General features: G+C 36.8%; 9 protein-coding genes. 3 read left to right on the forward strand and 6 right to left on the reverse strand.

Annotation, left to right across the window (positions count from 1 at the left end):
* Positions 1 to 88: 88 nt before the first annotated feature.
* The 5 genes from RV17_RS04155 to RV17_RS04175 all read right to left on the reverse strand — a co-directional run bounded on the left by RV17_RS04155 (position 89) and on the right by RV17_RS04175 (position 5,632).
* Positions 89 to 361: a SemiSWEET family transporter gene (locus RV17_RS04155; protein ID WP_067481446.1), complete on the reverse strand. Its 273-nt coding sequence runs from the start codon at positions 359 to 361 to the stop codon at positions 89 to 91.
* Between the two features lie 280 nt (positions 362 to 641).
* Positions 642 to 1,655, reverse strand: a complete 1,014-nt coding sequence (locus RV17_RS04160; protein ID WP_071868611.1) for a LacI family DNA-binding transcriptional regulator — start codon at positions 1,653 to 1,655, stop codon at positions 642 to 644.
* 24 nt (positions 1,656 to 1,679) lie between these two features.
* Entirely contained in the window at positions 1,680 to 2,687 is a 1,008-nt protein-coding gene (locus RV17_RS04165; protein ID WP_071868612.1) for an aldose epimerase family protein, read from the reverse strand.
* Positions 2,680 to 3,345: a beta-phosphoglucomutase gene (pgmB, locus tag RV17_RS04170; protein WP_067481439.1), complete on the reverse strand. Its 666-nt coding sequence runs from the start codon at positions 3,343 to 3,345 to the stop codon at positions 2,680 to 2,682. Before pgmB ends, RV17_RS04165 begins: the two co-directional genes overlap by 8 nt.
* The gene (locus RV17_RS04175; RefSeq protein ID WP_071868613.1) at positions 3,338 to 5,632 is read right to left on the reverse strand and encodes a glycoside hydrolase family 65 protein; all 2,295 of its coding nucleotides are present in this window, start codon (positions 5,630 to 5,632) and stop codon (positions 3,338 to 3,340) included. The genes pgmB and RV17_RS04175 overlap by 8 nt, the downstream gene beginning before the upstream one ends.
* A gap of 291 nt (positions 5,633 to 5,923) precedes the next feature.
* Between RV17_RS04175 and RV17_RS04180 the strand changes: the two genes are divergently transcribed.
* From RV17_RS04180 to RV17_RS04190, 3 genes are all read left to right on the forward strand, one after another.
* Positions 5,924 to 8,092 (forward strand): PTS transporter subunit IIBC, encoded by a 2,169-nt coding sequence (locus RV17_RS04180; protein ID WP_071868614.1) that lies wholly within the window; start codon positions 5,924 to 5,926, stop codon positions 8,090 to 8,092.
* 36 nt (positions 8,093 to 8,128) lie between these two features.
* Positions 8,129 to 8,959 (forward strand): endonuclease/exonuclease/phosphatase family protein, encoded by an 831-nt coding sequence (locus RV17_RS04185; protein WP_071868615.1) that lies wholly within the window; start codon positions 8,129 to 8,131, stop codon positions 8,957 to 8,959.
* A gap of 445 nt (positions 8,960 to 9,404) precedes the next feature.
* Complete coding sequence (locus tag RV17_RS04190) at positions 9,405 to 9,680, forward strand: hypothetical protein (protein WP_071868616.1); 276 nt, start codon at positions 9,405 to 9,407, stop codon at positions 9,678 to 9,680.
* Between the two features lie 229 nt (positions 9,681 to 9,909).
* Here the strand turns inward: RV17_RS04190 and RV17_RS04195 are convergent, their stop codons facing one another.
* The gene (locus RV17_RS04195; protein ID WP_071868617.1) at positions 9,910 to 11,577 is read right to left on the reverse strand and encodes a hypothetical protein; all 1,668 of its coding nucleotides are present in this window, start codon (positions 11,575 to 11,577) and stop codon (positions 9,910 to 9,912) included.
* Positions 11,578 to 11,607: the final 30 nt, after the last annotated feature.

The following is an 11,607-nucleotide window of genomic DNA, read 5'->3' on the forward strand; positions in this document are numbered from 1 at the left end:
AATAATCGGCATTTAGGACATGTATTGTCCTGGATGCCGATTATTTTTGTTGAACAGATAGCTAAATAAGAACTGAATCATTTCTTTGTTATAGTGAAGTAAAGAAAGTGATAGCACCTAGAAAGATTCCTGGAACATTGGCAACGATGATAGGCCAGTCCTTTTCTTTTTTGAACGTACCGTAAATGGTCCAAATAATACAGTTGACCATTGCTACTAGAGGTTGGATAGGATTTCCCTTTGAACCAGCTAGATTATCCATGATTTGTGGGATATAGGAAACGTACATCATCACAGAAAGAACCGATGCAACACGCCCGATGTGCCCAATAATTTTTTCTCTTTTTTCTTCGTTTTCCATGTAAACACTCCTTGATTTTCACAATCGTTCTATCTAACAGTATAAAGTTTCTTGCGTTAATCGTCTAACTAAAAGAAATCAACTGTTATTGAACAGAAAAAAAGGGGGCTGAGGAAAAAGGAGTCCAAATAGAAAAAGCCTAAAATTTGTTTTTGAAAACGTTAATTTTAGGCGTTCTTTAAATTGAAAAAGGTGTTAAGAACGGCTGGTAGTTTTGTCGCAGTCTCAAAAAGCGTTAGGATGGACGTCCTAACGCTTTTTATTTTGTTCAATTATTTGGTTATTCAGCCAATGGAATGACTGTTTCTCGTTTAATTAATTTATGAGGGATTACCATGCGAACGCCACTGCTTAATTCATCATGGATGATCTCTCTTAGCTTCTGCATAGCCATTCTACCTAATTCTGAAATATCGATATCAATACTTGTTAGGTAAGGGTGCGTTAATGTTGAAAAAATCGAATTATTAAAGCTCACTACTGACAAATCATCAGGAATAGAGTAGCCATACATTTCTGCAAGCTGCATGGTACGCAGTGCAAAAATATCATCAATGACAACCAAGGCAGTCGCGTTTGTTTTCGCTAACGTATCATTAAAAGTCAGATAGTCTTCTGGCTTTTCCAAGACGACGCTAGGGAAAGTGGGGAATTGATTAAGCATCAGCGCTTTTTGGTAACCAAAATACCGCTCAAAGTATAAACTTTCATGCGTAGTATTTGTGACAAATAAGATATTTTTATGCCCATTTTGGATTAAAAATTCGGTTGCTTGTTTTCCAAGTAGTTGATTGTCGTTATCGACATAAACAATATTATTTTCATGTTGATAAGGTTGTCCAATCAAGGTAAACGGAATCTGGTTCTCGTATAAATACTCAATCACTGGATCAGCGCTATCTGAATAAACGAGAATGAAGCCATCAACTTGCTTTTGGAGGTGCATGCGTTTGACGTTCTCGAGCAAAAGCTCAAAATTTTTAGCTGTTGCAATCGCTGTTGTCATGTCATAAAGCCGAGCTTCGTCATTAATTGCTTCCATAATTTCAAGATAGAACGGATTGCCAAGTCTTTCTTTAGAATCCAGTGGGGGCAAAATAACACCAACGGCATTGGATGTCCGCTTTCCGAGATTTCTGGCAGTCATGTTTGGAACATAGCCAAGGTCATCCATCACTTTACGGACTTTTTTCTTGGTTGTTTCCGAGATGCTTGGGTGATCGTTGATTACACGCGAAACGGTTGAAGTAGCAACGCCTGCTTTTTTTGCGACATCTTTTACAGTGATAGCCATTATTTTGCCACGCCTTTCTTGTAACTATGAGGTAGTCATAAATTGATAAATTGTTTGGGTAACGCGTTCTTGACCAGGATGTAGTGTAATAGATCCCCATTCTGGAAAGTGAACGATGTCGGGTACTTCCTGTGGTTCAATAGCTAATCCGTAGTTTGAATGCATTTTCTGACCATTCAATTTAAAATCAGCATGAAAACCAGTCGTAGAAAATAATACCACACTTTTGTTAGAAGTTGCTACAGCCATCTGTCTACCTGATTGCTTTTCTTCTATAAGAAGTGAAGGTTTAGTTACTTTAGGATAACGTAATAAAAAAACATCATCCAAACCAACTGGGTAAGCATCGAGAATTTGTTTTAGCGAATTTGTTTTCTTGAAGTTTATACATAAGTCGCTTTCTTCGAGTAAATTTCCTGTGGGTAATTTGTCAGAATCTAACTCCAACATTCCTAAGGTGTTTAGCGTCAAAGAATGCGTTAAAATATCTCTTTGTCCATTACCTGAAAGATTGAAATAAGCATGGTTGGTTGGATTAGTAATGGTGGTCACGTTACTGGTTGTTTTCGTGGTCATTTCAAGCTGATTATTTTGTAAACGATACGTTACGGTAGCTTTTATTGGGCCTGGATAACCAGAAAAAGTATCTTTTAAATAAAAGACCACGCCGATTGCATCAGGTTCTTCAAAAATTTCGATGTCCCAATATTGAAAAGACCAGCCATTTGTTCCGCCGTGAATGTGATGTGTGCTATTGTTTTTTTCAAGTTGGTGATTTTTCCATTTGCCGTCGCGGATTCTCCCCGCGACAGGGCCGACAGTTGCACCAAAAAAACTTTTATCAGCTAAAACATCTTCGTAATTATCATAACTTAACAAGATGTTTTCAACGTTTCCTTCTTTGTCAGGTGCAAATATTTGATGAAGACGAGCGCCATAATTGAGAAGAACGACTGTTAAAAAGTCGTTCTTCAAAGTGATTTTTTTTAAATTGTGAGTAATTGGTGTAACGCGGATGTTCGGTTTATTCATGTTCTCGCCACACTTCTTTAAGGTAAGCTAGTGTTAATTCGGTTGTGTCAGAAACGATTGGAATATTTTCACCCAGGTCTTTCTTTTGACCAACGCCCACGGGTTGAGCGCCACTCGCCGCAATTGCTTGGATTCCAGCTCGCGCATCTTCAATACCAAGACATTCTTTTGTTGTTAAGCCTACTTCTTTAGCAGCCAGCAAAAAAATATCTGGTGCTGGCTTACCATGAGCAATTTTCTCAGGATCTGCGATTGCGTCGAAATAAGAAGTTAAGTTCATTTTTTGAAGTAAGAAAGGCCCGTTTTTACTTGCTGAAGCAAGAGCGATTTTAATCTTCGCTGTTTTCAAGTCTGTTAGTAGTTCTAAAATTCCCGGATAAACGTCTTTGGGCGTAATTGCTTGAATCATTTCCAAGTAATAATCGTTTTTTCTTTGAGCCAGCTCAGCAAATTCTTCAGCTGTAAAATCGTTCTCTTTATTTCCATAACGTAGCATTAAAGATAAAGAGTCTTCACGGCTAACACCTTTTAACTGCTCGTTGAATGAGCGATCAATTGAAATACCGATTTCTTCACCAAGTTTTTTCCAAGCGTGGTAGTGATACTCAGCTGTATCAGTAATAACACCGTCTAGGTCAAATAAAACGCCCTTAAACATTTTCATCTTCCTTTCTAAGTGATAGAGATAGTGTATTTGCTAATTCATAGGTTTTGTTATAGACAACGAAAGTTAACGGTTCACCTTCTAGTAAAGTGAAAGTGACTTGATTGTTATCAACAACAACAGAGATCAAACGATTCCGATAATTGATATGGAAAGAATAGGCTTCCCAAGTTTTAGGCAAAAATGGTGCAAAACTTAATGTTTCGTGGTCTGTTTTCATTTGCGCAAAACCTTGAACGATCGCTAACCAACTGCCGGTCATTGAAGTAATGTGAAGCCCGTCTTCGGTATCATTATTATAATTATCCAGATCTAAACGTGCAGTACGTTGGTACATTTCAACTGCTTTATCTTCCATCCCCAATTCTGCAGCCAAAATGGCATGGATGCTTGGAGAAAGAGATGACTCATGAACGGTCATTGGCTCATAAAAATCAAAATTACGACGTTTCTCTTCAGTTGTGAATTGATCATTGAAGAAATAGATTCCTTGTAAAACATCTGCCTGCTTGATGAAGCAAGAACGTAAAATTTTATCCCAAGACCAATGTTGATTCAAAGGTAAGTCATTTGGAGAAAGGGCTGTTACTGGTTGTAGATCCTTGTCTAAGAAAGTATCGTGTTGTACAAAAATTCCTAACTCTTGATCTGTCGGGAAGTACATGTTTGTGGCAATTTCTGTCCATTTCGCTAACTCTTCGTCAGAAATCGTTGCAGTCGCTTCTTTTTTGAACTCAGAATACTTTTCAGCTGTGTAACGTAAGACCCAAGCAGCAATCGTGTTCGTGTACCAGTTGTTATTGATGTTGTTTTCATATTCGTTTGGTCCAGTAACTCCATGAATCATGTATTTATTTTGTCGTTTTGAGAAGTGAACGCGATCTGCCCAAAAACGTGCGATTTCAGCTAAGACTTCTAAGCCCTCTTTTTTCAAGTATTCTTGATCGCCAGTATAATTTGTATAGTTATAAATAGCATAAGCAATCGCGCCATTTCGATGGATTTCTTCGAAAGTGATTTCCCACTCATTGTGGCATTCGACACCTGTGAAGGTAACCATTGGATAAAGTGCGCCTTTTAATCCTTGCTGTTGCGCGTTGTGAATAGCTTGTGGCAATTGGTTGTGACGATATTTCAAAAGGTTTTTTGTTACTTCTGGTTTAGCTAAAGCTAAATAAAGTGGTACAGCGTAAGCTTCAGTGTCCCAATAAGTTGCACCACCATATTTTTCGCCAGTAAATCCTTTTGGTCCGATGTTCAATCGTTGATCTTCTCCATAATAAGTTGAAAATAGTTGGAAAAGATTGAAACGGATTCCTTGCTGTGCTTCATCATCACCTTTGATGACAACGTCAGCCAGTTCCCAACGTTTTGCCCATGCTGCTGTTTGATCTGATTTTTCTTGTGCATAGGTTTGATCAAGCTGAGTAAGCATCTCGATTGCTCGTTGAACTTGTTTTTCTTTTTCGACATCACGGCTGGTTAAAACAATGACTTCTTTATCAATAGTGAACGATTCGCCAGCTTGTAATGTTTTGGTGAATGTTGCTGATAAAGTCAATTCAGTTTCTTCATATGTTGGTAAAGCTAGCTCACCATCAATTAAATGACGCATGGCAGAAGTTACAGTGAAAGTTTCAATTCCAAAGTTATTAGGGATTGTTTCGGTAGTTAAATAGCCAATCGCTTCTTTTGAACCGACTGCTATTGGCAACCAAAAATGTTCTTCATAATTACTGTCTTCATTTTGAACATCTCCGTCTAATTTTGAACGAAGCTTGATTGTACCTGTGCCTTCAAGCATTTCAACAGTCAAGTGAATAAACGCAGCTTCTTTTTTAGATATACTTAGAAAACGTTCGAAAGAAAAGCGTACTTTATTTGTGTCAGTAGTGATCGTGAATTGACGTGATAGTAGCCCGTTCTTCATATCTAATTCTAGATAAAAATCTTCTGGCTGGTGTGTCGCTAAGTCGATTGGTTGGTCATCAATCAGTAGATCCATTGCGATAAAATTCACGGCGTTGATTACTTTACCGAAATATTCTGGGTAGCCGTTTTTCCACCAACCAACTCGCGTTTTGTCCGGATACCAAACCCCTGCAAGATATGTTCCTTGGTGATGGTCGCCAGAATAGCTTTCTTCAAAGTTGCCACGCATACCCATGTAACCATTTCCGATACTAGTAAGGGACTCTTGTAGACGTAGTTCATTTTTGTTTAGTTGATTCGTTTTGATTTTCCATGGGTCGATTTGAAAAAGACGTTTGATTTGTTTCATGATTTGCCTCCTAGATAATTCATATTGATACGTCCATAATAAACGCAACCGATTGCGTTAGTCAATAAAAATAATTCAAGAAATCTTTTTATTTTAAACGGAGTAAGAGAAAAGCACGGAATACTGAGCGTTTACGGTTATTTTGAAAAAATAATGTGATTAACAGGGAAAGAGACTAATAGAAGTAGGAAAAATTTTTTTGGCACTGATTAAAAATAAAGCATTTACAAAAAATAAAACCCAAGCTATAATGGCAATGTAGCGAAACCGATTGCGTAAAGGAGAGAGAACATGAAGAAATTATTTAGTTTTGAGTTTTGGCAAAAATTCGGAAAAGCATTGATGGTTGTTGTTGCAGTGATGCCAGCTGCAGGGTTAATGATTAGTATTGGGAAGTCACTACCACTAATCAATCCAGATTTTGCACCACTAGTTACAACTGGTGGTGTAGTTGAGAGTATTGGTTGGGCAATTATTGGAAATCTACATCTTTTATTTGCATTAGCTATTGGAGGTAGTTGGGCAAAAGATCGTGCAGGCGGTGCATTTGCTGCAGGGATTTCATTTGTATTAATCAATCGAATCACTGGAGCAATTTTTGGTGTTACTACTGATATGTTGGCGAATGAAGAGGCATTTACTCATACCTTATTTGGTACAAAAATCATGGTTAAAGGTTTCTTCACTAGTGTTTTAGAATCACCTGCTTTAAATATGGGGGTTTTTGTTGGGATTATCGCCGGATTTGTTGGTGCGATGGCTTACAATAAATATTACAATTATCGAAAATTACCTGATGCATTATCATTTTTCAATGGGAAACGTTTTGTCCCATTTGTTGTAATCTTATGGTCTACAATTGTTGCTTTGATTCTTGCTATTGTGTGGCCAAATATCCAAGCAGGGATTAATAACTTTGGTCTATGGATTGCTCAATCACAAGATAGTGCGCCAATTTTAGCACCATTCTTATACGGAACACTTGAAAGATTACTTTTACCTTTTGGTTTGCATCATATGTTAACGATTCCAATCAATTACACACAATTGGGCGGAACGTATGAAATTTTATCTGGTGCACAAGCTGGAACTCAAGTATTTGGTCAAGATCCATTATGGCTTGCTTGGGCAACGGACTTAGTCAACCTTAAAGGTGCTGGTGACACATCACAATATGCTTTTGTATTAGAAAATTGGACACCTGCACGTTTTAAAGTCGGACAAATGATTGGTTCGTCTGGTATTTTAATGGGCTTGGCTTTGGCAATGTATCGTAATGTGGATGCTGACAAACGCTCAAAATATAAATCAATGTATTTCTCAGCAGCATTGGCAGTTTTCTTGACAGGTGTGACAGAGCCACTTGAGTTCATGTTTATGTTTGCAGCAATGCCTTTATATATTGTGTATTCTTTTATCCAAGGGGCAGCTTTTGCAATGGCAGATATCTTGCCATTACGAGTACATTCTTTTGGGAATATTGAGTTATTGACACGGACACCATTAGCGATCAAGGCAGGATTAGGTGGCGATCTACTTAACTTTGTTCTGTGTGTCGTAGTGTTTGGTGTAGGAACTTATTTCTTAGCAAACTTTTTAATCAAAAAATTCAATTTTGCGACACCTGGACGTAATGGAAATTATGACAATGACGGCGGGGAAGCAACGGAAACGGCAACTACAAGTGAAGGTGTAGCAAGCGAACAAGTTATTCAAATCATTCATTTGTTAGGTGGTAAAGAAAATATTAGTGAAGTAGACGCATGTATGACTCGTTTACGTGTGAGTGTCAATGATCGCGAAAAGGTCGGAGCAGAAGATGCTTGGAAACGTGCTGGAGCAATGGGATTGATTGTAAAAGACAATGGAGTGCAAGCCGTTTATGGACCAAAAGCAGATGTTTTGAAATCTGATATTGAAGATTTGTTAAAATCTGGTGCAACTATTCCTTTACCAAAAAATAATCTAGTAAGTTCAACAGAAGAACAAACGACTTTTTTAGGCAAAGAGCAAGCGATTCATGCGGTAGCAACAGGAGAACTGATTGCGCTAGAAGATGTTGATGATCCTGTATTTTCTCAAAAAATGATGGGTGAAGGATTAGCTATTATTCCAGCACAAGAAACTGTTGTAGCACCAGTTGATGCGAAAGTCATTAGTATATTCCCAAGCAAACACGCAATGGGCTTGCAGACAACAGACGGCATTGAAATCTTAATTCATATGGGGATTGATACAGTTGAATTAACGGAAACAGCTTTTGAAGTTTTTGTTAAAGAAGGACAAACAGTTACTGCAGGAACAAAACTTGCATCGATGGATCTAGCTGTTGTCGAAAAAGCGGGTAAAGAAAAAACAATTATGGTAGTTTTTACTAACAGTGATAAAATTGAAACGTTAGAAATCCCACGTTTTGGAAATGTTCAAGCGAATGAAGTGGTTGGAACTATCCATATTTAAAGGGAAAATCTGTGAAATAAAAAAGGAGTCAGACAAATGAATTTGCTCACACTAAATACACATAGCTGGCTAGAAAAAGAGGCTGAACAAAAGTTACAACAATTAGTTGAGAAAATTATCGAAGCTGATTATGAGGTGATTGCATTACAAGAAGTGAATCAATTAGTGGATTCAGTTATTGTTTCTCAAAGTGAGCTTATTGGTTTTTGCCCAGTAAGTGGGCAAAAAAGTATTCATGAAGATAACTTTGCTTATTGTTTAGTCAAAAAGTTGGCAATGAAAGGGCGGACCTATTATTGGAGCTGGGACATGAGTCATATTGGCTATGATATTTATGAAGAAGGAAATGCTCTGCTTTCAAAAAATCCTTTGACAAGTGAAGCAATTGTTGTGTCTGAAACAAGTAATTATCAAGATTATCGAACGAGAAAACTACTGATTGGCAATACGTTATTCCAAGGAAAAGAAATTTGTGTCGTAAGTACTCACTTTTCTTGGTGGCAGGATGAAAATTCTGGCTTTGCTTTCGAATGGCATCAGTTAGAAAAACGATTATTAACAGAAACTAACCCCCTTTTCTTACTTGGTGATTTTAATAATCCAGCGCAAGAAGCAGGCTACTCACTCGTTGAAAAAAGTCCACTTGCTCTAAGAGATAGCTATTCTATAGCAAAAGTAAAGAGCGGTGAAGCAACGGTAGAGCAAGCCATTGATGGTTGGAAAGAAAATACTCGGAAACTAAGAATTGATTATATTTTTGTTCCGGCAACTAGTATTGTTGACGCACACCAAGTCGTATTTGATGGTAAAAATGCGCCAGTTGTTAGTGATCATTTTGGTGTTGAAATAGAAATTACTAAATTTTAAGCAGCACACGCGTTGATGAAATGAAACAAGAAACAATAACAAATAAACTACTGACTAGAAACCTTTGGTCGGTAGTTTTTTTGTGCGTTGTTTTTTTCGCAGAGCTAGCTTTAAGACGTTGTTTTTAGAGTATAAAACTAGGAATAATCTATGAGCATAAAGATATTTCTTTCTTCGTGTGTGTGGTAAATTTAATACATAAAATAGAATATATATGCAAAAAAATACTCTCGAAGGACGTAGAGTAACTGTGAGTAGTGAGCATTTCAGGTTGGTTTAGTTGAGTCATAGGTTAAAGGACTTTTTATCGTTTTAAAAGAAGTTTGTCTACGTTAAACAATAACGTTTTATTTTAAGTGGAGGTTTTGCAGTAGTCAAAAGATAAAAAACTGGTAAGGCTTTGAATGAGAGGAAGCTTTCATAAATTGGAAGGAGGGAGTAGTGAATGCATAATCTATTGGTTGCTACGGATACAAAAGGTAAAGTGAAATTTTATGTTCCGGAAACAGAAGAAACGACTGATGAGTCATCTGTAGAGAGCAAGGTGGAAGAAAGTTCGGCTAGTTATCCCTCATCTAGTAAAGAAAACTTGATTGAGAGTGAAGGGAAACAATCCATCGCGTCCTTTGGAGAAAATGTTTATATTGAATTGGTCGTAGCAGGAATCATTTTGATTATTATTGCAGTTTTATTTGCTTTGGGAAGGAGACGAAGAAAATGAAGTAGTGGTTTACTTATTTCGCCACCTGACGCTGAATAAATGAGCTTCCGCCACCTATAAAATGACTGGCTTTTTACAGGATTAAACGTCATTTTACTTGGCATAAAATTAGATGATTGACTCAAAACACCCCTATGATAGCTGACATTCTCAGCTATCATAGGGGTGTTTTTTGATTCAGTTGTTATACATGAGAATAGTTTCTTATTTAAAAAAATTTCCTAACTGTTTATTTGCTTTTGCGGAAGGATTTATATACTTGATACCCAAAAAACAATAATAAGATTCCCCAAGTAACAAGGGAGACAACGAAAGAAAAATAAAAATAAAACGGTGGTGAGTAATGAACTGTTACTTTATTGATTCCTTTGTGTTGCTTAATGATTGGCGTACCAATATCAGTTAATTGATAGTCTGTAATTGTATGGCCATTTCGAACTAATTTTGTTCGATCGTAGACAATAATTGGCAGTTTTACTGTTTGGGTACCCGTGTTTTTCCACGTAACAGTTAAAGCACCGTCGGAATAGCTCTTGATATATTTTGTTTCATTATCTAGAATGTCTTGACTATAACGGTCATATTTATTTGCACTAGTTTCTTGATAGATTGGTAGATAATCTGGCGTTGTTTTTTGAAAAGCAAATAAACTAGTTTCTAAATCTTTATTAAAAAATGTTTTCCTGGTGGTAGCTTGGTCTTCAAATAAATAAGTATGTCTGCTGACAAATTTTGTTTGTTCCCACTGGGCTAAGTGACTAGAGAGTGTTTGAATAGTTTGAACAGTACAAATAATTACCAAAGATACACCGATTACCTTTAACCATTTTTGGGAATGCCAATGGCTGAAGACCAATGCAAGGAGTAGTAAGAACAGTACCGTGAAGGGCACGAAAAAACGAAAAGGGAATTGGATCAAACGAATAAAAGGGACACCATTTGTTATCAGGGTCGTCCAAGGTACCAGACTGGTTGAGAGTAACAAGAAAAACAAACTTGTCCCAAAGAGTAATTTATCAAAGAAAGTTAACTTTTTTCGGAATAAAACTAGTAACAGAACACCTATAGCTAAAATAATAGGAAATATTCTTGGATAGTGTAACCAATAATTTCCACCGAGATTAATTGCCTTTTCACTCATGTTTTTATTAACGAACGGTGCTAAAATGTCATTTCCAGAGTACACAATTAGTAGACTAACCCAGATATTCGCAGTGAGAAGAAAGTAAAGTAAAATTGATTTTCCAAGTTGTAGTAATTGGCTTCCTCGATCGGTTTGCGAAAAAAAGAAAGCTACATAAAAAGGCACGTACATTAAAATAAGCATGATAGTTGAAAGTAAATGAATTTGAGTCATTAAAGCTATGGAAACAGCTACTTTTTTCAAAGGGAACTTTTTATTAACGATAAAATCAACGATTGGTAGTAAACATAAAGGCAAAAAGGCTGTTCCCCAGCTAGTAAACCCTTGATTGATTGTCCAATACTGTATAGAATAAGTACTCATAAAAATGACAGCAGTTGGTACAACAATCAAATCCACTATTTTTGCATACTTCAACAAAGTAATCATAGAGCAACCAGCGATCAAATACAAAATAAAATTAGAAACTATCTGATAATGGAACCAACTTCCAGAAATCAGTACAAGTAATCCTTGAAAATAAGCAAAAAATGGCCCGTAAACAGCGTTGACAATCCGGCCGCTTTGTTGGAATCCATAAACGGAAATAAAGTAATGAAAATTATGGTTTTTAATTTGCTGAGCTGTTTCATAAAAGCGATTATAATGAAACGAAGCATCTGCACCAAGAATCAGTTGGTGTGTGAACAAATGTGGAAGAATAAAAATAAACGCAATCAAGCCAATCACCATAAAAGGTCTGATTTTTTTCAAAGGGAAATCTCCTTTCAATTGAATGAATTA

Origin of the sequence: Enterococcus thailandicus, from assembly GCF_001886265.1 — a bacterium.
GTDB classification, from domain to species: Bacteria; Bacillota; Bacilli; order Lactobacillales; family Enterococcaceae; genus Enterococcus_B; species Enterococcus_B thailandicus.

Excerpts from the sequence above, each read along its gene's own strand:
- RV17_RS04175 (WP_071868613.1), bottom strand. The coding sequence starts at position 5,632 with ATGAAACAAATCAAACGTCTTTTTCAAATCGACCCATGGAAAATCAAA.
- pgmB (WP_067481439.1), bottom strand. The coding sequence starts at position 3,345 with ATGTTTAAGGGCGTTTTATTTGACCTAGACGGTGTTATTACTGATACA.
- RV17_RS04185 (WP_071868615.1), top strand. The coding sequence starts at position 8,129 with ATGAATTTGCTCACACTAAATACACATAGCTGGCTAGAAAAAGAGGCT.
- RV17_RS04190 (WP_071868616.1), top strand. The coding sequence starts at position 9,405 with ATGCATAATCTATTGGTTGCTACGGATACAAAAGGTAAAGTGAAATTT.
- RV17_RS04155 (WP_067481446.1), bottom strand. The coding sequence starts at position 361 with ATGGAAAACGAAGAAAAAAGAGAAAAAATTATTGGGCACATCGGGCGT.
- RV17_RS04165 (WP_071868612.1), bottom strand. The coding sequence starts at position 2,687 with ATGAATAAACCGAACATCCGCGTTACACCAATTACTCACAATTTAAAA.
- RV17_RS04180 (WP_071868614.1), top strand. The coding sequence starts at position 5,924 with ATGAAGAAATTATTTAGTTTTGAGTTTTGGCAAAAATTCGGAAAAGCA.
- RV17_RS04160 (WP_071868611.1), bottom strand. The coding sequence starts at position 1,655 with ATGGCTATCACTGTAAAAGATGTCGCAAAAAAAGCAGGCGTTGCTACT.